Below are 24,003 nucleotides of genomic sequence, written 5' to 3' on the forward strand. Positions count from 1 at the left end.
TCAGGTTTAGAAAGGAGCCTCCATGTCCGCACATCCTCTTGCAGGAAAACTCGCACCACACGCCATGCACGCCAACATCCCCCGGTTGATGGCTGACTACTACAGCCTTGCGCCGGAACCCGACGTCCCAGCACAGCGTGTTGCCTTTGGCACCTCGGGACACCGGGGGTCCAGCACGAAACAGACATTTAACGAGGCGCACATTCTGGCTGTGACCCAGGCTGTTTGCGATTTTCGTGTATCCAATGGCATCAAGGGCCCCCTGTACCTGGGCATGGATACCCATGCACTTTCCGAGGCAGCCTTGAACACTGCCGTGGAGGTGCTGGCCGCCAATGGTGTGGACGTCTTTATGCAAGAGGGTCGCGGCTACACCCCTACACCTGTTATTTCACACGCCATTCTTTGCCATAACAAAGGACGCAAGGCTGACGATCCCGCCCGCGCCGACGGTATTGTCATCACCCCTTCGCATAATCCGCCGGACAACGGTGGATTCAAATACAACCCTCCCCACGGCGGCCCTGCAGGGAGCGAGGAGACAAAGGCCATAGAAAAACGGGCCAACGAGCTTCTTGCCGATGCCAACAAGGACGTTAAACGCTTGCCCTTTACCAAGGCCATGACGGCAAGCACCACCCATCAATACGACTTCATCACCCCCTACGTGGACGACCTGGCCAACATTCTGGATATGGACGCCATTCGCGGGGGCGGTCTTTGTATCGGCATCGACCCCATGGGAGGCTCGGGCATTGGTTTCTGGTCCCCCATTGCGGAACGATACCGCCTTGATATCGAAATCGTAAATACCAGAGTGGACCCCACGTTTTCCTTCATTCCCGTGGATAAGGACGGTGTGATCCGTATGGACTGCTCCTCTCCCTATGCCATGGCGGGCTTGCTTTCCCTGAAGGAACATTACGATATCGCCTGCGGCAATGATCCGGATTATGACCGCCACGGCATCGTGACCCGTGCCGGGCTGATGAACCCGAACCACTACCTGGCCGTTGCAGTGAATTACCTGTTCCGCAATCGCCCTGGCTGGCCGGAAAAAGCCGCCGTGGGCAAGACCCTTGTCTCCAGCGCCATGCTGGACCGTGTAGCCAAAGACTTGCAACGCCCCTTGAACGAGGTGCCTGTGGGCTTCAAATGGTTCGTGGACGGGCTCATTTCCGGAGACTACGGGTTTGGCGGCGAAGAAAGCGCCGGGGCGTCCTTCCTGCGCAAGGACGGTACTGTCTGGACCACTGACAAGGACGGCATCATCATGGACCTGCTGGCCGCTGAAATCATGGTGCGCACAGGCAAGGACCCTGCCCACCTCTACCAGGAGCTTGAGGAGCGCTTCGGCTCCCCCGTCTACGAGCGCCTGCAGGCGCCGGCGTCAGATGTGCAGAAAGCGGCCTTCAAGAAGCTCACCCCTGAAATGATCACAGACAAGGAAATGGCGGGCGAGCCAATCACTCAGGTTCTGACAAAAGCCCCCGGCAACAACGCCCCCATCGGCGGACTCAAGGTCTGCACGGAAAACGGGTGGTTCGCAGCGCGTCCCTCTGGCACAGAAGCCATTTACAAAATCTACACCGAAAGCTTCAAGGGCAAGGAACACCTGCACCAGATTCAGGAAGAAGCCCAAGCCATCGTAAACAACGCCTTTCAGGCGGCCGGCGTCTAAAAAACCGACGATACATACAAAAAAACGGGGGGCGCCTTTTCCCACGCCGGGTACAGAATACACCGGCGCAGGGGGGCGCCCCCCGCAGTATTTCTGGTTCCCCCCTCAAAGAAGGGGCGCGCAACCTATTCGGTCTTCTTTTTGGCTCCCCGCTGCATGTGGCGCTTGGAGGCGGAAAGCTCAACCTTGCGCAGGCGGATAGTCTGGGGAGTGGCTTCCACCAGTTCATCTTCACGGATGAAGTGAACGGCCTGCTCCAGAGTCATGGGCAGCACAGGGCTCAGAACGACGTTTTCATCCTTGCCGGATGCGCGCATGTTGGAGAGCTTTTTCTCTTTAGTCGGGTTCACGTCCAGGTCATTGGCGCGGTTGTGCTCGCCCACGATCATGCCTTCGTAAACCTGCTCGCCCGGAGTGATGAAGAGCCGACCACGGGGCTCGAGGTTGAACAGGGCATAGGCAACGCCCTGGCCTGAGCGGTCCGAGACCAGAGAGCCGGTGAAACGCGTGGGGAAATCACCGCGGTAATCCTCATACCCGGCAAATGAAGAGTTCAGGATGCCGGTGCCCTTGGTGTCGGTGAGGAATTCATCGCGGTAGCCGATGAGCCCGCGCGAGGGGATGGAAAACTCGAGACGCACACGGCCAGAGCCCTTGTTGTTCATGTTCACCATGCGGCCTTTGCGTACGGCCAGCTTCTCGGTGACCACGCCCATGAAAACTTCTTCGCAGTCGATGAAGACGTGCTCCATGGGCTCCTGACGCTTGCCGTCCTGCTCGCGGAAAATGACCTCAGGCCGGCCAACACACAACTCAAATCCCTCACGACGCATGGTCTCGATGAGGATGCAGAGCTGAAATTCGCCACGACCTTTGACAATAAGCCCGTCACGCCCTTCTGCCTCTTCGACACGCAGGGAAACGTTCTTGAGGGACTCCTTGTAGAGCCGCTCTCGCACCTTGCTGGACTGCACAAGGGTACCTTCGCGCCCCGCCAAAGGAGACGTATTGGCCGTAAAAAGCATGGACACTGTAGGTTCGTCCACACGGATACGCGGCAACGCCTTGGGAGCTTCCGCCGTACAGATGGTGTCACCGATCGCAACATTTTCCAGACCGGAAAGCACCACGATGTCACCTGCTTCGGTATTATCCACGGGCACAAGCTGCGGGCCTTCGTACCCTTGCAGCCGTGTCACCTTCAAGGGTGCGGTCTTACCGTCTTCGTCGATGCGCACCAGGCTTTCATTGGCTTTTACCTTGCCGCTTCTGACGCGGCCAATGGCCAGGCGCCCCAGATAGTCGGAATAGCCGAGGTCGGCCACCAGCATCTGAAAAGGCTCACCCTCGTTGGCGGCAGGCGCAGGCATATTATCCACAATGGCGTCCATGAGCGGCTCGATGTTCTCTCCCTCTTCATCCAGGCTCGTTTTGGCTATCCCTTCGCGGGCAATGGCATAGAACACAGGGAACTCGAGCTGGGAGTCGTCAGCGTCCAGGTCGATGAACAGGTCGTAGATTTCTTCCAGCACCTCATCAGGGCGCGCGTCCTTACGGTCAATCTTGTTGATGACCACAATGACCTTGAGGCCAGCCTCAAAGGTTTTCTTGAGCACGAAACGCGTCTGCGGCAAAGGTCCCTCGGAAGCGTCCACCAGCAACAATGCGCCGTCAGCCATGGACAAGGAACGCTCCACCTCGCCGCCGAAGTCGGCGTGGCCAGGGGTGTCGATAATGTTGACCTTCACGCCCTTCCACATCACGGAGCAGTTCTTGGCGGAGATGGTGATGCCTCGCTCGCGCTCCAGTTCCATGTTATCCATGACGCGGGAGACTTCTTGTCCTTCGCGAAAAACACCGCCTTGGCGAAACATGGCATCAACAAGGGTGGTCTTGCCATGGTCGACGTGGGCGATGATTGCCACATTGCGCAAATGTTCATTCAACTGCTGCGACATGTACTATGCTCCATAGGGCCTGCTGCCTTGTATCAAAGGCTGGCAGATGCGGTTTGTGCCGGATGTGAAACGATTGCTTGGACGACGCTTCTGGCGTCGGTTCGATCTCTCTGGCTGGGTGATGCGTAGAAACGCCCTTTGCTTACCCTGGCGACAACATACCACGCAGTGCAGTAGCAAGCATACAAAAAAGAGCGGTCAGCGGGTAGCTATACGAAATCCTTGCCGTGGGCAAGAGCCAAAACCCCTTGTTTTTGACGTTTCTCTATCAAACCCGTTACATTTTCTTCAAGCTTTGCTATTGCTCCCTTTAGAATGTTTGCATTTTCTCGCTGTACCCCTTATGCAGCCAGACTTTGTATATTTGCTGCAAGACGATGTAATTCACCCGGACCAATAAGCGAGGACCCTCCCGGTCATGCGTCTACGTTTCAAACTTTTGCTGCTGCTTCTGGGCATATCACTTGTGCCGCTTCTTGTGCTGCGCATGATGAACCAGAATTCCGTATACGAGATGGGCGAAGAAATCGCCCGCCGCGCACGGGCGATGATCATCCATCGCAGCAGTGTGCAGTTGCAGCAACGAGTCGCTGACCATGCGTTCGTCATGTCCCGCGAGCACCAGCTTCTGGAACTGGCGCTGCAAACACAGGCCATTGCCCTGAAGGAATTTCTCGAAGGAGAAGACCCGCAGCATCTGCAAGACAGTACCAATACCGCCAAGTTGAATCCTGAACAGCAAGCGCAGCGGCATTGCCGCCTGCAGAACGATGGCACCTGCCCCCCTGAAGCACTCTCCTATGAAACGTTCGCTTTCATGGACAACCAGATGCAGCATGCGCCGGAGCTGGAGAATCTGGTGCCATTTTTTCAAGACTTGGCTGCAAGCTTCCAGGACCTGATCCTTTGGCAATATATTGCCCTACCCGGCTATTTCAGCGACGGTTCTCCCCTGGCCGTTTATCCTGCCACCAACCTGCGCGCCACACCTCAAAACGTTTTCGGCATGGGGCGTGGATGGGAGATGCGTTTCAACGCCACCTCTCAAATGGGGGGCATGATGGGCAGGGAATCCATGGGCGGCATGCAGGGTATGATGGGCAGAAACAGACGCTCCGCCCCCCATGGGGTGCCAGGGGTGCCAGGAATGGAGGAAGAGCAGGACAAGCTGCTCCCCGCCTGGCACCGCCGTGCAGTGGAGGCCAAAGAAATTGTGTGGAGCCTCCCAGAACTTGATCCCCTGACGGGTAGGCTCGTCATTTTTGTTTCCATGCCCATCCTCAGCCAAAACGGTGAAATACTGGGCACGACAGCCCTGGTCGTTCTGGTTGATTCCCTGCTGCACACGCAGCGCCATGACGCCGCCTTTGCAACCCAGCAGGAAACCATGGTCGTCTACCCTGTAGACCAGGAGGAAAGTCAAACCTCTGAGGGCGCTGCTCAATTGCCCAGAGAAAAAGGCGACAACCGCGCCAGCCTGGTGGAAGAGCAACCAGAAGGGCCTGCATTACGCGTATTGGCCCGGGCCTTGGGCGAGGCGCAATCCAAAGAAGCAAAAAAACAAAACAATACACATATGATGCACACGCCACGCTGGCAGGCGCCGCATACTTCCCGGTGGATAAGCTCGCGTGATACTCCGGGTATCTCTAAAATGGTTGCAGCAATGCTGGCCGAAAAAACCGGTGTAGTGGAAATGCCCTACAAAGGGCGCCCCAGCCTGTGGGCTTACGGCCCCATAGATACAGATGGCGTATCACTGCTTATCATCGCGCCCAAGGCGGAGCTGACTGCCGAGGCCGACAGCACCCGCCAGTATATTCTGGACCAGTTCCAGCAAGCCATCATCTATTCCGGTCTTGTCGTAAGCGTGGTCATCTGCATCATTATCGTACTGGCTCTTATCATGGCCAGACGCTTCACCCACCGTATCGAAGACCTGGCTCAGGGCTTTAAATACATGGCGGAAGGCGATTTCACCGTGCGCGTTCCCGTCACCAGCAGCGATGAAATCGGCCAGCTTGCCAGCGGCTTCAACGCCATGGTTCCCGTATTGGAAGAACGCTTTCAGTTGCGCCAGTCCCTTGATGTGGCCCATGAAATACAACGCAGCCTGTTGCCGCATATTCTGCCGCAAATGCAGCACTTTGCCCTTGCCGGTTCCTGTGTCTATTCCGAAACCACCGGCGGTGACTATTTTGACGTAATCTGTCCTTACAGCTCCGGCAGTTGCGAAAGGGAACCGGATGATCAGGATGCGCAAAAGCTGGAACCCGAGTCGCTGGGGTTGGCTGTGGGTGACGTAACCGGCCACGGTCTGCCTGCCGCCATGCTGATGACCACAACCCGCGCCTTTATTCGGCAGCGGGCCTCCATGCCTGGCGGCCCTGGCGAGGTGCTCGCAGACGTCAACCGTCAGCTCTATAACGACGTGGACCAGACCGGCCGCTTCATGACGCTGTTCTATGCCGTGCTCCACCCAACAAAACGATCACTGCGGTGGGCGCGCGCAGGCCACGACCCGGCGCTTCTTTTTAATCCGGATACTGAATCCTTTACCGAACTGGCAGGGGAAGGTCTGCCCCTTGGCACCATGAGAGAATGGACCTTTGAGGAGCAGGAGATCACCCTGAGCAAGGGGCAGCTGCTGTGCATAGGCACGGACGGCGTATGGGAAGCCACCAACCCCGCCGGTGAAATGTTTGGCAAGGAGCGTCTCAAGGAACTGCTGCGGCGCAACGCCGCCAGCTCCCCTGATGAAATCCTGCAAGTTGTGCTCAACGAACTGCGGCTTTTCATGGGGGAAGGCAAGATCAGCAAACACGTCAAGGATGGAGACGCCAACATCTTCCAGGACGACGTGACACTTTTATTGCTCAAGGCGCTCTGATCCCTGGCTTTTTACCCTACCCCTTTTTTTTACGCATTGACGCCTCTTCCTTCCCTGCACTATGAATAGCGTTTCGTTGTTGTCGCGGCGTGTTCCCGCGAATCTTCGGCGGTGCAGCGCTTTTTCCACACCTGAGACAACGTGCCTAAAAACCAGGCGCGTACCCGTCCAAACATCAACGACTATAACGTGAGGACGTCATGCAGATTCCCCTTCCTCAAGGATTTGAATATGCGGCACTGGCTGCAGGGTTCAAGCAATCCGGCGCTGCCGACCTTGGACTTGTTCTCAGCAAGACCCCGGCCACGGCAGCCGCCACGTTTACCACCAACCGCTTCCAGGCTGCGCCAGTGATAGTGGGTATGGAGCGTATTGCTGCAGGCGCCCCTATGCGTGGCATCTGCATCAATTCGGGACAGGCTAACGCCTGCACAGGGGAGCAGGGACTGGAAAATTGCCGCAAGAGTATGGAACTGCTCGCCGCCAGCCTGGGCATTTCTCACAATGAGCTGCTGCCAGCCTCCACCGGCGTCATAGGCGTGCACATGGACATGGAAAAATGGAGCGCCGCCGCGCCCAAGCTGGTGGAAAAGCTGACGCCCTACGGCGCCGAAGCCTTTGCCCGCGCCATCATGACCACGGACGCCTTCCCAAAGATTGCCTGGCGCACCGTTACATTACCAGACGGCAACCAGGTCAATATTCTGGGAATAGCCAAGGGCGCCGGCATGATCTGCCCCAATATGGCAACCATGCTATCCGTGGTGCTTTGCGACGCCCAGGTGGAACAAGCCGAATGGCGCAAAATTCTCAAGCAAGCCATTGAAAAGGGATTCAACCGCGTCACGGTGGATGGCGACACAAGCACCAACGATACGGTATACGCCCTTGCCAATGGCGCATCCGGCATCACCCCGCAGGGCGATGGCCTGAAGGATCTGGCAGCCGGCGTCGAGGAAGTCTGCCTGCAGCTGGCCAAGCTGCTGGTGGCGGATGGCGAAGGCGGCACCAAAGTCATCCGCATTACAGTACAGGGCGCCGCAGACAACTCCCAGGCCGAGCAGGTTGCACGCACTGTGGGGCACTCCCAGCTTGTCAAAACCGCCTTCTACGGCAAGGACGCAAACTGGGGGCGTATTGTCGCCGCCATCGGCCGCTCCAACGCTACCTTTTCTCCCGATGCAGTTCGAGTGGTGCTCAACGACGTGCTCTTGTTCGACAAAGGCGCTCCTGTCCCTGGCGATAAGGATGCCTTGCTGGCTTTTTCTCTCAGGGAACGTGAGCAGCACCTTGCCATTACTTTGGGAAGCGGCTCTGGTGAATATGAATTGTTTGCCGCCGACCTGACCCACGAATATGTTTCCATCAACGCGGACTACACGACCTGAGCCGCAAAACAAGGACTTATTTTCAATGCAGGATTTTGATTTTACAGTTAATTTAAAAGACAGGGACAAGCTCAAACGCTTGAGCGATTTCCTTTTTGAAGTTGGCATGCTCAAACGCACCCCCAGAACCGGATATCAGTTTCTGGGCAGTGGACAGGAAAACGTTGCCGAACATTCCTTCCGTACTGCAGTTGTTGGCTACGTGCTTGCGGAAATGGCCGGTGCAGACAAGTCCAAGACAAGCATGCTTTGCCTTTTCCATGATCTGCACGAAGCGCGCACCGGCGACTTCAACTACGTGAACCGGCGCTACAACTCCAGCCAGCGCACCCAGGCCCTTAAGGACGCCACAGCCGGCACCGGCCTGGAAATGCTGCTTTTACCCATGTGGGAAGAGCTGGAATCCGCAGAAACGCTGGAGGCGCAACTGGCGCAGGACGCAGACCAGCTGGATTTCATACTCTGCCTCAAGGAGCAGCTTGACCTGGGCAGCACCTACGCCAAGCGCTGGATGGAGGCCGCGGTGGAACGTCTGCGCACAGAGCAGGGCAAAGCCATGGCCGAAAGCATTTGTCAGACAAATTCCTCCGACTGGTGGTTCAAAGGGCCGGACGCGTCCTGGTGGCAACGGAAAAACGGGAGAAAATAATCATGCGTATCGCCGTGCTCTCAGATACCCACATGCAGGACGCGAATGAGTGGTTCGACGCTGTCTACACCAGGTACCTGGAGCCAGCAGACGCCGTGCTGCACTGTGGTGATATTACTGGCGCTCCCATGCTCTACTACCTGATACGCCACCCTCATTTCTATGGCGTGGCCGGCAACATGGACCGCACCGGCCCGACGAGCGACCTCCCAATGCTTCGCGAAATGATCATAGAAAACATCCGCATTGGCATCACACACGGAGCGCATATTCATAGCCCCATTGCAGAAAATCTGCCCCAGGCGTTCACCACGGAGCAGCACCTCATCTGCTTTGGCCATACCCACAAATACCTGGACACCACTGTGGGGAACACGCGCATTCTCAACCCCGGGTCCGTCACATCTCCCAGAGGGGGCGTACGCTCCCTTGCCATCGTGCACGCCGAAGACAGTAAAATTACCGAAATAGAAAAAGTGGACCTTGAATGATGCACATGGGAAAAGCCGCACCCCGGCGCCTTTCATGAAAGCGCGCCTTTTGCATTACTCCTGACGGTAAACGTGCAGGGCATCTCTACGGCTTCTGCCTGGCGTGGCGGTTTCGATGAAAACAAGGCATTCACAGCAAAAACACATGAAATCAGCCGTGTGCGCCGTGTTATGCTCATTGCTGCTGCTTTGCGTCACCACGGTATTTGCAGCGCCGCTCTGTCTGCAGGGGATACGGCTGCTACCGCTCGCCCCAGGAAAAGCCGGCGAAATAGTGCATAACGCCCTGCTCTGCATGGAGGACGGACGCATACTGTTTGCCGGTCCATCTGGCGAGAATAGCATCCCGCCCGGAGCCGAAGTGCTGGATTTGCCGGGGCGCACCGTCACGCCAGGGCTGGTAAACGCACACATGCACCATATGGCGCATGAAATCGGCTCCCAACAATTGGAAGACATACGCCGAAGCGCCCTCCAACAGGGAGTCACCACGTTATGTGACCTGGCAGCCCCGGTTGCAACGTTCCCGTTGTTACTCGCCACTGAAAACGCTGGAGGCCGCCCTTTTCCCCGTACCCTTTTCGCCGGTCCTGCCTTAACTGCACCAGGCGGCTATCCTGCAGGGCGATACGGCCAATCCCTCGCCATACCTGTCAATACGCCAGACCAGGCTCGCCAGGCCGTGCATAACATGTACCGGCAAGGCGCACGTATCCTGAAGCTGGCCTTTGAATCTGGAGACGAAAAAAAACCTATCCCATGTTGGAAATGGCGCCTGCAAAGGCTGCCGTGGCGACAGCCCATGACCTGGGCATGACCGTAAGGGCGCATATTTCCAGCCCGACAGGTTTGCAGTTTGCCCTGGAAGCGGGCGTGGATGCCGTGGAACATCTGCCCCTGCACCCCATGCCTGCCAGAGAGAAACTTGAAACACTGTTTCAAAGCATGGTCGACAAGGGAATCATCCTTGTACCGACCCTGGACGCACTCACCCGCGGCACATGGGATAACGCCCCGGTTTTGGATATGGTAAATCGATTCAAACAACTTGGTGGGCGCATCGCCCTGGGTACGGACGCCCCATTTTTGAGGGTGGCGCACGGTTTCCCCCTTCGGGAAATGGAGCTTCTTCACGAAGCGGGGCTCTCACCTCAGGAAGTGCTGGAAGCCGCCACCCGCACGGCTGCCCTGGCCTGCGGCGCTGCAGACAGAGGCATGCTTGCCCCCGGCCTGCTGGCCGATGTTCTGGTGGTACATGGCGCCCCCCTGGTAGATTTGCATACGCTGCGCGCGCCTGAACTGGTCATACTTGGCGGCAAGGTTGTCTTCTCCAGACTCGCAAAATGATGGCAATTTCTTACACATGCCACTTGCTGCCCCTCACGAACCGCCATCGCCACCACCCTCGACAAGGCTTCTCCCGGAGGCTACAACTCCGATCAATTGAATTAACCCAATCGCCCAGGAGAAAAGAGATATGCCTCAGAGAGATATCCCCACGGCCAAAGCCGTTATATTCGACATGGACGGCACACTTGTGGACACCCTGCAGGACCTTGCCGACGCGACCAACAAAGTGCTCGAAGCCCACGCACTGCCCACACACCCCGTTGACCCCTTCCGCTATTTTGTAGGGAGTGGGGTGCGCGAGTTGATGCTGCGCGCCATGCCGCAGGATAAGCAAAAAGATGCGGCGCTGGTCACTGCCTGTGTAGAGGAGCTCAAAGCCGAATACATGCAGCGCTGGGACAAGAAGGCCGTCGTCTATGATGGTGTTCAGGACCTCATCGCCAGCTTGCTTGATAAGGGAGTGCCCCTGGCTGTGTGCACCAACAAGCCGCAGCAATTCGCCACACTGTTTGCAGAGCGCTTTTTTCCGGACAACCCCTTTGCCGCGGTCATAGGCCCCGTAGAAGGCACCCCCACCAAACCTAACCCGTTCATGCCCATGGAGGCCGCGCGTAGCGTTGGCGTGGAGCCGGCAGAATGCGCCTTTATGGGCGACAGCAGCGTGGACATGCGCACAGCAGTGAACGCCGGCATGTTGCCTGTGGGTTGTTTGTGGGGATTCAGAGACGAACAAGAACTGCTGGAAACGGGAGCAAAAATCATCATTTCCCACCCGATGGAACTCCTGGAGCGTGTACGTTTCGCCGTATAGTTTCTGGTTGCAACAACGCTCTGTACGCCTCTTGCAGCCGTGCATGTGACAATTGCTGCGCAGTCTGGTATGCATTTTGGTTTGACAGCGGCAAGTTACTTTGCGCCCTTTCACCCGTAGCAGCAAAACAAAAGAATTATGACACCAGAAAAAGAGACGACGCATAAACTGCAATTAAGGCCCCTGAAAATCGAAGATTACGAACAGGTGCGAGAAATTTGCGGCCGCATATATCGCACGGTGGACAAGCCGTGGGAGCGCGAAGAACTCGCGGCCATGATCAAGCATTTTCCTGAGGGACAGCTCTGCATTGAAGATAAGGGGCGCATTGCCGCAGTGGCCCTGACCATGGTCATCGACTACTCCCGTTATCGGGAGAACCACACCTACCTGCAGGTGGTGGGCGATGGAAAAATGCGCAACCACGATTCCGAAGGCGACTACCTCTACGGCATCGAGGTGTTCGTAGACCCGGACTACCGCGGCATGCGGCTGGGGCGCCGCCTCTACGACGCGCGCAAGGAACTCTGCGAATCGCTGAATCTCAAGGGCATACTCGTGGGGGGGCGCATTCCCGGGTACGAAGCCCACGCAGACGAGCTCACCCCGCAACAATACATAAACCGGGTCAGGCGCCAGGAAATATACGACCCTGTGCTTTCCTTCCAACTGTCAAACGATTTTCGCGTCAAACGCGCCATCAAGGGGTACTGGCCCCAGGACCACTATTCCCAGGGGTATGCCGTGCTCCTGGAGTGGGCCAACATTTACTATGAAAAACGCACGCGACTCATCGGCGGGGTCAAATCCATCGCCCGCATGGGTGTGGTGCAGTGGCAGATGCGCCGCTTTCCCACCTTTGAGGACTTCATGCAGCAGGTTGAATTTTTTGTAGATACGGTTTCGGATTACGGCGCAGACATCGTGCTGTTTCCCGAGCTGTTCAACGCCCCCATGATCCACCGCTTCGAGGAGCAAAGCCCGGCCGAAGCCATGCGCTCACTGGCAGGTTTCACCGAGCCTATGCGCCAGCAAATGCAGGATATGGCGCTGACCTACAACATCAACATCGTCACCGGGAGCGTTCCCGAACTGAACGAAGATGATGGCCAGCTTTACAACGTGTGCTTTCTCTGCCGGCGCGACGGCACCTGGGACAGCCAGTACAAGCTGCATATTACCCCGGACGAGCTCTCAAGCTGGGGGCTCAGCGGGGGCAGTGAGCTGAAGGTCTTTGATACCGACGTGGGCAAAATAGGTATTTTGATCTGCTATGACATTGAATTTCCGGAACTGGCCAGAATCCAGGCCGAAAAAGGCATGAAGATTCTTTTGGTGCCTTTCTGGACCGACACCAAAAACGGCTATCTGCGGGTGCGGCGCTGCGCCCAGGCCCGCGCCATAGAAAACGAATGTTATGTGGCCATCTCCGGCAGCGTCGGCAACATCCCAAAAGTGGAGACCATGGGCATCCAGTACTCTCAGGCCGCCGTATTCACGCCTTCGGATTTTGCCTTCCCCCATGACGCCATCGCGGCGGAGGCCACCCCTGGCATTGAAACCACCCTGGTCACCGACCTGGACATCGAGCTTATCAAGGAGCTCCGCGCCAAGGGCAGCGTGCGCAATGCAGAAAGCCGACGTAAGGATCTCTACAGCCTGAAATGGAAAGGGGGGAAGTAGCCCCCCTTCCAGGGGATTTCATGGGAAAGAAACGCCGCATTCCTGCAGCAAGGTACGTGCTATTTTGTGGTGTGCACAGTGAAATAATTTTGCAGCAAGCTGTCCTGACCTGACAACGAAATTGTTACGTCAGCGAATGGGTAGGAATTGACATATTCCGTATTTACCGGCGGCTTGTGATAATAAATCAGCGCAGCTTCCGCCCTTTCCCTGTCCGTGCTTGCTACCATTGCACACGAGAAGCACAACTCCTTTCCCTTGGCCTCCCTTTTCCATTTCTCGTATTTTTCATGGTTGAGGATTCTGTCCTGAACATCCTTCGCTTCTCCAATATAGAGCAGTTCATAAAGAATCACAGTGCTCCTGAAAGCATCGTAATCGCACGAATAGACAAAGTAGACGCCAGATCCTTTTGGCATCCCTACCTTATCCACATCTCTCCAATATCCATCTACATTAAGACTAATCTGTTTTACCATATACGATCTCCTTTAAGCCGTTCATTCCAGGATTTTTCAGGAGATTCAAATTAACTTCCGGAAAGCAAATTCAACAACCACATATAAAATTACCTATACAACGTCTCTAAAAAAGGGGCCCGCCAGGGGCCCCGTTGTGCGTAGGTAATGCCGTAGTATGTCTATCAACGATTATGCTTGGCTTCTCTCTCCGGGACAGGTGTTGCTTTACGCGCATCCGCCTGCGTAAACACACTTGCCCGTCGCCAGAAGGTGCGCATGGTGGTCAACGATCCGATGGAGCTTTGCATGGTCATGTCCGTCTCCTTACAGAACCAGCTTTGATATCTGGTAGACGCCAACTGCCAGCACAAAGGCCAGCCCGGTGTTCACCGTGGTGGAAAAAAGCGCCCATTTCCAGGTGGATTCCTTGGCCATGGTGACGATGGTCACAAAGCAGGGAGCGTACAGCAGCACGAAGATCATGCAAGCCAGGGCCGCCCCTACATTCCAAGCCGGATCACTGGCGATTTTCTGCACCAGCCCTTCGTCTTCCTCGGGGTCTACTTCACCCAGGGAGTAGGCAGTGCCCATGGTGGAGACGATGACTTCTTTTGCCGCCACACCACCAACAAGGGCGATGTTCGTGCGCCAGTCAAAACCGGCCAATTGGCTGAGAGGTTCCAGGGTGGTGCCGATGCGCCCTGCAATGGAGTGACGCAGCGCGTCCTGGCTTTCAAGGTTGCCGATTTCCTCCAACCTTTCAGCCTGGGCGTCTTCAGGCAGGGTCGTGGCCTGTTCGCGCATTTGCTCAAACTGCTGCACGTCCTGTTCGGGCAGGCCCGGAAAGGTCATGGCGGCCCACAGCAGTACGGAAATGGCCAGAATAACGGTACCGGCCTTTTTGATATACTGCCAGGCGCGCTCCCAGGTGTGAATCATGACGCCACGGAAGGTGGGCAGGCGATACGGGGGCAATTCCATAATAAAGGGGGTGGAGTCACCGCGCAAAACGGTTGACCGCACTGCTCTGGCCATGAGTAACGCCAGACCCCAGGCAGCCAGAGTAGTCCAGAACATGACGGCGGCGCCGTGTCCCGGGAAGAAGGCCGCGGCCAGCATCAAAAATACGGGCACCTTGGCGCCGCAAACCATGAACGGCGCCGTCAGCAGGGTTGCCAGTTTTTCTTTGGGGCTGCGCAAGGTTCTGGTGGCCATGACGCCGGGCACGGCACAGCCGCCGGGCAGACCGCCAGAGACCAGAAAAGGCATGACCGAGCAACCGTGCAGGCCAAAGGCGCGAAACACTCTGTCAAGCATGTAGGCAACGCGCGCCATGTAGCCCGCGTCTTCAAGAAAAGAAATCACCATAAACATCACGGCGATGAGTGGCACAAAGCCAAGCACTCCACCCACACCGTCGATGACTCCGGCGAGAATCAGGGAACGCAGCAAGCCTTCAGGCATGGCGCTTTCCACAAAGCCTCCCATGGCGCCAAAAAGAGTCTCCAGCCAGCCCATGGGGATTTCACCAACGGCAAAGGTCAACTCAAAGGCGCCATACAACACGCCAAGCATGATGACAGGGCCAAGCAGGCGATGCGTAAGAATCTTGTCCAGCCGCTGGGAAAATTCCATACGGCTTTCTCTGGCTGCATCCGCGTCCTGCTGCACAATGCCTTTGAGCAACGAAGAAATGTACCCATAGCGATAATCCGCAATCAGTACTTCCGGCGTTGAATTGAGCGTGGCCTGGCAATGGTTCGTGACCTTGTCCACCATCTCCTGCAGCGTTTCCCAAGCGCGGGGGTTGGTGGTGGCACAAACACGCTGCACTTCCTCGTCAGCTTCCAGCAGCTTGAGCGCAACCCAGCGCGCCGGAGCCTGCCCTTTCATAATGCCGTTTTCTGCAACCACGGCGGACATTTCCTGCAGCGCCATATCCAGGTCGGGACCAAATGACATTTCCAGAGGTTTGGCAGGCGAATCACTTGCGTGGGATGCGGCCTCGCGCACCAATTCGGTCTTACCGCGCCCCACCCTGGCCACCATCTCCACCACAGGTACGCCAAGGGCTTCCGAAAGACGGGCGGTATCTATGGTCATGCCCTTTCTGGGCAGCTCATCCATCATATTCAGGGCCAGCACCATGGGCAGCCCCAGCTCCATGAACTGCAGCGAAAGGTACAGACTGCGCTCCAAAGTAGTGGCGTCCGCCACCTGGACAACCACATTCGGCCGCTCTTCCACAAGCATCTTTCTGGCAACGCGCTCCTCAGGTGAGTAGGCGGTCAGGGAATAGCAGCCGGGGAGGTCCAGCACTTCAAGTTGGATGTCACCCATGCGCGCCGTGCCTTCCTTGCGCTCCACGGTGACACCGGGATAGTTACCCACACGCTGGCGGGCGCCAGTCAGCAGATTGAAAAGGGTTGTCTTACCGGAATTTGGGTTGCCGGCAAGCGCTACACGTACGTTTTGCATTACTATTTCTCCAGGGGCTTCACGAGGACGTGGTCGGCTTCGCTGTTACGCAGAGTAAGAATGGAACCTTTGATCTTGATGGCCACCGGGTCGACCAAGGGGGCGCGCCCCACCACGCAGAATGTTGCGCCAGCGCGCAGACCCAGGTCGCGCATACGGCGTCCTGTTTCGCCAGCAGCGTTGATGGCGACGATTTCCGCCCTCTGGTTGACGCGCAAGGTGCGCATTGTGCCCGCAGCGGCTGTGTCTGATGCGGTGGGCGTCACGCCACATTGTGTGGTGGAATCATTGGCAGTGTCCGCGGTGGTGTGATTATCTTTATGTGAGGCGCAACTCTGTGCGCATGAACATTGACAAGACATGGAGCCTCCTGAGGTTAAGTTTGAAAATGATTATCATCTTCGTGGCGGCCCCTTGTTTATTGAAACCGATTCTCAAAGTCAACCATTTTTCCACCACCCCGGTAGTTTTTTTGATCCCCAAAACAACACACAGGACAACGATTTTTGCGCGGCGCCCGATTTCCTTGCAGCTCTTCCCCTTTGCCCGCCAAGGCCCTTTCTGCTACAGATAATGAATACGCCGGGGGGTTTTGTTTTTCCTCCAGAAATCTGCTGCACACACGAGTTTTTCAATCATGTCAGAATGTGTTCACCTGCATTGCCACACTGAGTACAGCCTGTTGGACGGCGCCATCCGCATCAAGGATTTGTGCGCCAAGGCCAAGGAATTCAACATGCCCGCCGCGGCCATCACGGACCACGGCAACCTTTATGGGGCGTTGAATTTTTATGTTGAAGCCAAAAAACAGGAGATAAAACCCATCATCGGGTGCGAGGTGTACGTCGCCGGCAAGGGACACACCGACCGCACTACCGAATATGCACGGGAGCGCTTCCACCTGGTGCTGCTGGCCCAGAACATGACGGGCTATCAAAACCTGCTCAAACTTGTGAGCACCGGCTATCTGCACGGTTTTTTCTACAAACCTCGCGTGGACCTGGAGCTCCTTGCAAAACACAACGAAGGGCTCATTGCCCTTTCCGCCTGTCTGGCGGGGCAGATTCCCCGGGCGCTCATGAGGCAGGGCATGGATGCCGGCCTAGCCATGACCCGGCAATATGCGGACATCTTCAAGGACCGTTTTTATATTGAGTTGCAGTCCAACGGACTGGACGATCAGGTAAAGTGCAACGATATGCTCATCCAGGTGGCTGACGAACTGAACCTGCCGCTGGTCGCCACCAACGACTGCCACTACCTGACCAAGCAGGATGTGGAGGCCCATGACATTCTGCTTTGCATCCAGACGGCTTCATGTGTTGATGATGAAAAGCGCATGCGCTTCGACACCAAAGAGCTGTATTATAAATCGCCCCAGGAAATGGGGATGGATTTCTCCCATGTGCCCCAGTCGCTGTCCAACAGTTGCGAGATTGCCGAGCGCTGCAACATCGAGCTGGATCTGAAGTCGCACCACTTTCCCGTTTACGAACTGCCGCAAGGCAAGACGCTGCACGACGAGTTTGTGGAATTATCCCGCGAGGGACTGCAAGAGCGGCTGGCGAAAATGCCCTACGAGGTGGAGGAGAAAGTCTATTGGGACCGCCTTGAGCGCGAGCTGGACGTCATCGCCACCATGGGGTTCGAAGGGTACTTCCTCATTGTCCAGGATTTCATCAACTGGGCCAAGGACAACAAGATTCCCGTAGGTCCGGGGCGTGGATCGGCCGCCGGTTCCCTGGTGGCGTTTGCGCTCAAGATCACCAACCTGGACCCCATCCGCTACAACCTGCTGTTTGAGCGTTTTCTCAACATTGAACGCGTGTCCATGCCTGATATCGACGTGGACTTTTGCGAGCGCCGCCGTACCGAGGTCATTGAATATGTGACCCGCAAGTATGGTGATGATTCGGTTGCGCAGATCACCACCTTCGGAAAGATGAAGGCAAAGGCGGTGATACGCGATGTGGGCCGTGCGCTGGGTTTGAGCTTTGGCGAGACCGACAAGATTGCCAAGCTGGTGCCGGACGAGCTGAAGATGACCATCGACAAGGCGCTGGACCAGGAGCCTGACCTTCGCGCCCTTGCTGATAACGACCCGAAGATCGCCAGGCTCATCGAAGTTTCACGCCGTTTGGAGGGGTTGTGCCGCCATGCCTCCACCCACGCGGCCGGTGTTGTCATAGGTGACAAGCCGCTGGATTATTACCTGCCGCTGTACAGGGGTAAAAACGACGAAGTCGTGACCCAGTTCGACATGAAGATGGTGGAAAAGGTCGGCCTGATCAAGTTCGACTTTTTGGGTCTGCGGACCATGACCCTGGTGCAGGACACCCTGGACATCATCAACTTACAGGAAGGCAAGACCGCCCCCGACCTGAATACCCTGCCCCTGGACGGACCGGGCACGGAAGAGACCTACGCCCTTTATTCCAAGGGCGATACGGACGGCGTGTTCCAGGTGGAAAGCGCAGGCATGCGGCGCTATCTGCGTCAGCTCAAGCCTTCCTGTTTTGACGATGTCATCGCCATGCTGGCCCTGTACCGCCCAGGCCCATTGGGCTCGGGCATGGTGGACCAGTTCATCCAGCGCAAACAGGGGCTCATTCCGGTTGAGTACCCCTTGCCGCTATTGCAGGAAACCCTGGAAGAAACGTACGGGGTTATCGTCTACCAGGAACAGGTCATGCGTATTGCGCAGCTTGTGGCCAACTACACCCTTGGCGGCGCCGACCTGCTGCGCCGCGCCATGGGTAAGAAAAACGCCGAAGCCATGGCCGAGCAGCGTGTCCGCTTTGTTGAGGGAGCCAAGGAAAACGATATCTCGAAGGAAAAGGCCAACGAGATATTCGACCTTATGGAAAAGTTTGCGGAATACGGCTTCAACAAGTCCCACAGCGCAGCCTACGCGCTTATTTCCTACTACACAGCATACCTGAAGACGCACTACCCTACGGAATTCATGGCCGCCCTGCTGTCCTCGGAAGTCAACAACCAGGACAAGGTGCTCAAGTACATCTTTTCGTGCAAGGACATGGGCATCGAGGTGCTGCCCCCCAGCGTGAACGAAAGCATGTGGCAGTTCACCGTGCGGGATGGCAAAATTATTTTCGGTTTGAGCGGCGTCAAGAACGTGGGCAACGAAGCCATTAAGGACATTGTGGCCCAGCGCGAGGCCGATGGCCCCTTTAAGAGCATGTTTGATTTCTGCCAGCGCGTGAACCTGCGCAAGGTGACCAAGCGCGTGGTGGAAAACCTGGTCAAAAGCGGCGCCATGGACTGCTTTAGCGAAAATCCGGATGATCCCCACACCCCCCTTTGCACCCGTGCCGGTATGCTCGCCGCCCTGGAGCAGGTCGTGACGCGGGCGCAAAAGGCTGCCAAGGAAAAAGAATCCGGGATGGTCTCCATGTTTTCCTTCATGGGAGAAGAACCCAAGGCCTTGCCGGGCATAGGTTTTCCTTGTGAAGAGCAAAAAATTCCGGAATACGAACCCGCCATAAAATCGCGTTTTGAAAAGGACGCCCTTGGTTTCTTCCTGACGTCGAACCCGCTGTTGCCCTTCAAAGAAAAATGCCGCCGCCTCGGGTTGCGTAATCTGGACGAAATTCACGAATATCCTGACCGGCATGAACTCAAGTTGGCGCTGCTTATCACCGATAAGAGTGAGAAGTATAATAAGCGTGGCGAGAAATGGGCCATCTACCAGGTGGAGGACCTTACCGGGCGCGCTGAGATGCTGGTATTTTCCAAGGCCTACCAGGAGATGAAGGAACTTCTCGATAGCGAGGTTCCGCTCATGGTCGAAGCCAGCATTATGGTGGACGAACGCGACACCGAAGAAGAAGGCCGGCAGGTAAAACTCCGCGGTGAAAGCGCAGTGCCCCTGGAGGGGTTGCGCGAAGAGGAAGGCCGGCCCGTACGGCTCACACTTCCCGCCTATAGTCTGGAAGATGGCGGACTCGATGAACTCAAGGGCATTCTCACGGAGCACAAGGGCAAATCGCCCGTGCACTTGGAACTGATCATGCAACATATTTGGGGCAGGCTGGAACTCGGCCCTGCCTGGTGCATCATGCCCAGCCCCGAATTCGATAGCGCCTGGCAAAACTGGACCAGCACACGGAGGCGCGCCAATGGCAGTTGAACACAAGACCACGGCACAAGGTCGCTGGCGTCTCAAGGTACGCAAAGACTTTTCCGCGGCGCACGCCCTGCGTCATTACCAAGGTAAATGCGAATCCATGCACGGGCATAATTTTGGCGTCGAAGCCATAGTCGAGGGTGCAACCCTCGAACAAGATACCGAAATGCTGCTCGATTTTTCAATTATCAAAAAGGCTCTGGCCGAAGCCATTGCCGACCTGGACCACGCACACCTGAACGAGACCCCCCCTTTCGACAAGATCAACCCCTCGTCGGAAAATCTTTCGCGCCACATATTCACGCGGTTGGCGCCGACCATGCAGCACCATGGAGTCGCCCTTGTAGAGGTCACGGTCAGCGAAAAGGACGGACAAAGCGCCACCTATTTTGAACTCCCTGCTGCAGGGAGCTGCCCTTCATGAGGCTGCTGCTGCAAAGGGTGAAACAAGCTGCTGTCCACGTGGACGAAGAAAAGGTCGGCGCCATAAACGCCGGTCTTCTTGTCTTCGTCGGGTTCGGGCAAGAAGATGACGCGGATCTGCCAGACAGTAAAATTTGGAAGACCATGTTGAAAAAAATGTTCGAACTTCGTATCTTCCCTGATGCCTCGGGGAAGTTGAACAGATGCGTAACCGAACATGCCGCCACGGGGGCCCAAATGCTTCTTGTCTCGCAGTTCACACTCTACGCCGACTGCCGCAAAGGGCGCAGGCCTTCCTTTACCAAGGCGGCTCCCCCTGACGTGGCGCACATATTGTATGACCGCTTTGTGCAAGACGCTGCAGCAATGTGGCCTGGCAAGGTCCAGTCCGGCCGGTTCGCCGCGGATATGGACGTCTCCCTCACTAACTGGGGTCCAGTTACCATCTGGCTCTCGAGCGACAGTCTTCAAGGGTAAGGGCGTTGCCTATGCAGCACTGGCAGCAGCACGCAAGCGGAGAGCCGGATCAGGCCGGCGAGATCAAAGTTCTCGTGGTGGACGATTCCATGAGTATGCGCCAGACCCTGGAGTGGATCCTGGCCAAAAACTACGTGGTTGAAACCGCCGTCAATGGGCTTGAGGGCATTGAAAAGTACGGCAGCTTCAAACCTGACGTCATGCTCCTTGACATAGTGATGCCGGACATGGACGGGTTTCGTGTGGTGGAGCATATCCGCAAGGCCATTGCCGATAGGGACACATTCATCATCATGCTGACGGCCGAAGAGTCCCAGGAATACAAACTGCGCGCTCTGGACCTTGGCGCCAACGATTTTCTCTACAAGCCCTTTGATCGCACCGAGTTGCTTGCCCGCATTGGCGTTGCCGAGCGTCAGGTGCGCCTCACGCATCAGTTGCGCAGCTCCATGGAGCAGATCAAAAGCGAGTTGAATCTTGTGGCGCGGTTGCAGGGCAAGCTGCTGCCGCAGATGAGCCCCTATTTTGCCGGGGTCCGGCTGGAAAGCCTGTATCGCCCATCCGGCCAGGCCAGTGGCGACTATTTCGACTACTTTCTGGTTTCAGAAAATGTCATCCGGGTCGTCATTGCCGATGTCTCCGGTCACGGAGCCAGGGCGGCGTTTCTCATGGCCATCGTGCGCACCTTGTTTCGCACCACAACAACGCATTACCTTGAACTCGGCGCCACGCTGCAACTGGTGAACAGCCACCTGAACCAGATCATCGGCAAAGAGGACGACTTTGTTACCTGTTTTGCGGGCGACATCGACCTGGAAAACAAGACCCTGCGCTATTGCAACTGCGGGCACACCCCTGCCCTGCTTAAAAACGCTGCTGGCGGGGTGCAATATTTACCGCCCTACATAGCGTTGCTCGGTTTTTTTGATCTGGACTTCAAGGTCATGGAGCAATCCTTTTCTTCAGGCTGCGAACTGTTTCTTTTTACGGATGGGTTTTACGAATGGCAGCCAACCCCCGGCAAGCCCCTGGAACTGGAGCGCTTTTGCGAACTGGCTGAGAAATCCTTTCACAAGCAAGGGAATTTCCTTGAAAATCTCATGGAAGAGCTTTCCTTTCTGACCAAGACCATGCCCCGCTTCAAAGACGACCTTACGGCGCTTTGGGTGCATGTGGAGCGGGACAATGATTGAATACGTGCTGCGCACCATTGCAACGCCCATTGCCAGTCGCAAGCTCGCAAAAGCGGCAATAAAACTCATCGCCGACGCCATCGACGACCGTGATCAGGTATTCAATTTCGATCTGGCCCTCTCCGAGGCATGCGCTAATGTGGTGCGCCATGCCTACAAAGGAAGTGCTCTTGGCGATATTGAAATCACAGTCGTCATCGCCCCCAAAGAATTCATTGAACTGCGCGTCTCAGATTGGGGAGTCGGTTTTCCCATACAACCTGCAGAAATTCGTAACGCAGAGCCACACGCCGAAGGCGGGAGAGGGCTCTTTATCATGTCCGAACTTGCAGACGAGTTCGATATCACATGTATACAAGGTAAAAGCACAATACGTTTGAAGAAAACCATAAAGGAAGAATCATGGAAGCATTCAAAATAGAACACAGGGACAATCTGCTCCTGGTCAGCTTCAGTGGCGAGATTACGCTTGAAGTCACCAACCAGCTGAAAAGCCAAATGGAAGTCACCATCAAGCAGGGCGATTTCGACAACCTGGTCGTGGACCTCGCTGATATCAGCTTCATGGATAGCTCCGGGATAGGATTTCTGGTCGCCATGAACACCAAAATCATGGGGCTGGACAAAAAGATGTATCTTTACCGCCCAAGTGAGCAGGTGAGAAAGACTCTGGCTCTTGTGCAGCTTTCTACGTTTTTCAAAATGATTGAAGACGAAGACGAGCTGCTGGCGCTGTAACCACACGCCAACGTTTGCGAGGCTGATACGATGCCCTTCTACCTGCGGCACTTCTTTGACCCTGACCACGACCACACACGCCTCAAGCCCAAAGAGCTCGAAGATGGCAGCGTGGATCATTACGACTTGGGCTTTGTCCAAAATGTCGTAATTGGGCAGGTACTTGCCGAAGTTGTGACAATAGATGACACTCCCACGGAAGAACTTGACAGCCGGTTCATCATGGAGGAAGAGACACTGCCAGTGGGGCGGAACACGGAGCCTAATCCTGCGAATCCCAGACAGCTCATCGCCACGGCCAATGGTTACGCCACCTACGACCAGGAGCTCATAGCCGTAAAAAAGGTGCTCACGGTACATGGTGACGTCAATTTCCATACCGGAAACATTCTCTTTGTCGGCGATCTCGTGGTCAACCGCAGTGTTCGTTCGGGCTTCTCCATACAGGCGCGCAACGTTCTTATCAAAGGACATATTGGGGGCGCCGAAGTCACAGCCCAGGAATCCCTGGCAGTAGAATCCGGAGTCAAAGGAGAGCGTCAGGCTGTCATAAATGCAGGCAAGAGCATTCGCCTGCCTTTCTGTGAAAACGCCACTCTTCTGGCCAAGGAAAACATTCTCATAAATGGCGTGTGCATGCACAGCGTGCTATACGTTGGCAAACAACTCGCCATTAAAGGCAAACTCATCGGGGGAGCAGCCTACTGTCGCAGTGTGGTCTATGTGCAGGAACAGCTTGGGGGAGGCAGCGCCACCTCAACAGAGATTGTCATGGGGTATGACCCCTTTCTGCTGCGCAAATCAGAACTCATTGACGAACAAATCGAGGACTTGGAAGACACCCTCGAAGACATGAAGGGGCAGGCCGCGAAATTTGCCGCCAAAGAATTTGAGTTGCGCCCTAAAATAATTGCTCTGGAAAAGAAAATGCAGGCATTGTTAGGGCAAAAAATCCGTATCTGGGACCTGATAAAAGAGCGCGATACCTCGAACAAATGTGGCATTGTCGTGCCCGGGACTGTTCACTCGGGCGTCGTGCTCAGAATCGGGGAAGCGACAATGGCTGTGCGTGAAAGTATGGAAAATGTGCGTTTTACCCTGGCTGACGGTGAAATCAAGGTGAGTTCGCCTGCCATGACCTCAAAATAAACTGCTGGCACATGACATTTATCATGATGCATTATC

The 24,003-nt window shown here is 56.0% G+C and carries 21 protein-coding genes; 16 read left to right on the plus strand and 5 right to left on the minus strand.

Annotated elements, in window-relative coordinates; genetic code table 11:
- The first annotated feature begins 22 nt into the window (after window positions 1-22).
- Window positions 23-1,681 carry a phosphoglucomutase (alpha-D-glucose-1,6-bisphosphate-dependent) gene (gene pgm, locus ACZ5EH_RS21410; RefSeq protein ID WP_464275889.1) on the plus strand — a complete coding sequence of 553 codons (1,659 nt, stop codon included), beginning with the start codon at window positions 23-25 and terminating at the stop codon, window positions 1,679-1,681.
- 125 nt (window positions 1,682-1,806) lie between these two features.
- On the opposite strand, the gene typA is transcribed toward pgm, so the two are convergent.
- Window positions 1,807-3,639 (minus strand): translational GTPase TypA, encoded by a 1,833-nt coding sequence (gene typA, locus ACZ5EH_RS21415; RefSeq protein ID WP_464275890.1) that lies wholly within the window; start codon window positions 3,637-3,639, stop codon window positions 1,807-1,809.
- A 418-nt stretch (window positions 3,640-4,057) separates the two neighbouring features.
- Here typA and ACZ5EH_RS21420 point away from each other — a divergent pair, with 418 nt between their 5' ends.
- The 8 genes from ACZ5EH_RS21420 to ACZ5EH_RS21455 all read left to right on the plus strand — a co-directional run bounded on the left by ACZ5EH_RS21420 (window position 4,058) and on the right by ACZ5EH_RS21455 (window position 12,901).
- The gene (locus tag ACZ5EH_RS21420; protein ID WP_464275891.1) at window positions 4,058-6,529 is read left to right on the plus strand and encodes a SpoIIE family protein phosphatase; all 2,472 of its coding nucleotides are present in this window, start codon (window positions 4,058-4,060) and stop codon (window positions 6,527-6,529) included.
- Window positions 6,530-6,729: 200 nt separating this feature from the next.
- Complete coding sequence (gene argJ / locus ACZ5EH_RS21425; RefSeq protein ID WP_464275892.1) at window positions 6,730-7,917, plus strand: bifunctional glutamate N-acetyltransferase/amino-acid acetyltransferase ArgJ; 1,188 nt, start codon at window positions 6,730-6,732, stop codon at window positions 7,915-7,917.
- A gap of 25 nt (window positions 7,918-7,942) precedes the next feature.
- Complete coding sequence (locus ACZ5EH_RS21430) at window positions 7,943-8,566, plus strand: HD domain-containing protein (RefSeq protein ID WP_464275893.1); 624 nt, start codon at window positions 7,943-7,945, stop codon at window positions 8,564-8,566.
- Between the two features lie 2 nt (window positions 8,567-8,568).
- Window positions 8,569-9,057 carry a metallophosphoesterase family protein gene (locus ACZ5EH_RS21435; protein ID WP_464275894.1) on the plus strand — a complete coding sequence of 163 codons (489 nt, stop codon included), beginning with the start codon at window positions 8,569-8,571 and terminating at the stop codon, window positions 9,055-9,057.
- Window positions 9,058-9,202: 145 nt separating this feature from the next.
- The gene (locus tag ACZ5EH_RS21440) at window positions 9,203-9,874 is read left to right on the plus strand and encodes an amidohydrolase family protein (protein WP_464275895.1); all 672 of its coding nucleotides are present in this window, start codon (window positions 9,203-9,205) and stop codon (window positions 9,872-9,874) included.
- Complete coding sequence (locus tag ACZ5EH_RS21445) at window positions 9,847-10,404, plus strand: amidohydrolase family protein (RefSeq protein ID WP_464275896.1); 558 nt, start codon at window positions 9,847-9,849, stop codon at window positions 10,402-10,404. The genes ACZ5EH_RS21440 and ACZ5EH_RS21445 overlap by 28 nt, the downstream gene beginning before the upstream one ends.
- Before the next feature lie 130 nt (window positions 10,405-10,534).
- The gene (locus ACZ5EH_RS21450; protein ID WP_464275897.1) at window positions 10,535-11,218 is read left to right on the plus strand and encodes an HAD family hydrolase; all 684 of its coding nucleotides are present in this window, start codon (window positions 10,535-10,537) and stop codon (window positions 11,216-11,218) included.
- Between the two features lie 138 nt (window positions 11,219-11,356).
- Window positions 11,357-12,901: a GNAT family N-acetyltransferase gene (locus ACZ5EH_RS21455; protein WP_464275898.1), complete on the plus strand. Its 1,545-nt coding sequence runs from the start codon at window positions 11,357-11,359 to the stop codon at window positions 12,899-12,901.
- A gap of 59 nt (window positions 12,902-12,960) precedes the next feature.
- On the opposite strand, the gene ACZ5EH_RS21460 is transcribed toward ACZ5EH_RS21455, so the two are convergent.
- The 4 genes from ACZ5EH_RS21460 to ACZ5EH_RS21475 form a co-directional block, all read right to left on the minus strand.
- Window positions 12,961-13,380 carry a GIY-YIG nuclease family protein gene (locus ACZ5EH_RS21460; RefSeq protein WP_464275899.1) on the minus strand — a complete coding sequence of 140 codons (420 nt, stop codon included), beginning with the start codon at window positions 13,378-13,380 and terminating at the stop codon, window positions 12,961-12,963.
- A 164-nt stretch (window positions 13,381-13,544) separates the two neighbouring features.
- Window positions 13,545-13,676: a hypothetical protein gene (locus ACZ5EH_RS21465; protein WP_464275900.1), complete on the minus strand. Its 132-nt coding sequence runs from the start codon at window positions 13,674-13,676 to the stop codon at window positions 13,545-13,547.
- A gap of 10 nt (window positions 13,677-13,686) precedes the next feature.
- Window positions 13,687-15,840: a ferrous iron transport protein B gene (feoB, locus tag ACZ5EH_RS21470; RefSeq protein ID WP_464275901.1), complete on the minus strand. Its 2,154-nt coding sequence runs from the start codon at window positions 15,838-15,840 to the stop codon at window positions 13,687-13,689.
- Window positions 15,841-15,842: 2 nt separating this feature from the next.
- Window positions 15,843-16,067 carry a FeoA family protein gene (locus ACZ5EH_RS21475; protein WP_464278342.1) on the minus strand — a complete coding sequence of 75 codons (225 nt, stop codon included), beginning with the start codon at window positions 16,065-16,067 and terminating at the stop codon, window positions 15,843-15,845.
- 410 nt (window positions 16,068-16,477) lie between these two features.
- Between ACZ5EH_RS21475 and dnaE the strand changes: the two genes are divergently transcribed.
- Genes dnaE through ACZ5EH_RS21510 form a run of 7 tightly spaced genes read left to right on the plus strand, consistent with a single transcriptional unit; the run spans window position 16,478 to window position 23,967 of the window.
- On the plus strand, window positions 16,478-19,990 hold the full coding sequence (dnaE, locus tag ACZ5EH_RS21480; protein ID WP_464275902.1) for a DNA polymerase III subunit alpha: 3,513 nt from the start codon (window positions 16,478-16,480) through the stop codon (window positions 19,988-19,990).
- Window positions 19,980-20,411, plus strand: coding sequence for a 6-carboxytetrahydropterin synthase QueD (queD, locus tag ACZ5EH_RS21485; protein ID WP_464275903.1), 432 nt, complete (start codon window positions 19,980-19,982; stop codon window positions 20,409-20,411). Before dnaE ends, queD begins: the two co-directional genes overlap by 11 nt.
- Window positions 20,408-20,887, plus strand: a complete 480-nt coding sequence (gene dtd, locus ACZ5EH_RS21490; RefSeq protein WP_464275904.1) for a D-aminoacyl-tRNA deacylase — start codon at window positions 20,408-20,410, stop codon at window positions 20,885-20,887. The genes queD and dtd overlap by 4 nt, the downstream gene beginning before the upstream one ends.
- 11 nt (window positions 20,888-20,898) lie before the next feature.
- The gene (locus ACZ5EH_RS21495; RefSeq protein ID WP_464275905.1) at window positions 20,899-22,080 is read left to right on the plus strand and encodes a SpoIIE family protein phosphatase; all 1,182 of its coding nucleotides are present in this window, start codon (window positions 20,899-20,901) and stop codon (window positions 22,078-22,080) included.
- Window positions 22,073-22,501: an ATP-binding protein gene (locus tag ACZ5EH_RS21500; protein ID WP_464275906.1), complete on the plus strand. Its 429-nt coding sequence runs from the start codon at window positions 22,073-22,075 to the stop codon at window positions 22,499-22,501. Before ACZ5EH_RS21495 ends, ACZ5EH_RS21500 begins: the two co-directional genes overlap by 8 nt.
- A complete protein-coding gene (locus ACZ5EH_RS21505; RefSeq protein ID WP_464275907.1) occupies window positions 22,483-22,818 on the plus strand; it encodes an STAS domain-containing protein in 336 nt (111 codons plus the stop codon). The genes ACZ5EH_RS21500 and ACZ5EH_RS21505 overlap by 19 nt, the downstream gene beginning before the upstream one ends.
- Window positions 22,819-22,848: 30 nt before the next feature.
- The gene (locus ACZ5EH_RS21510) at window positions 22,849-23,967 is read left to right on the plus strand and encodes a FapA family protein (protein ID WP_464275908.1); all 1,119 of its coding nucleotides are present in this window, start codon (window positions 22,849-22,851) and stop codon (window positions 23,965-23,967) included.
- Window positions 23,968-24,003: the final 36 nt, after the last annotated feature.

The sequence above is a fragment of the Desulfovibrio biadhensis genome (genome assembly GCF_055388615.1).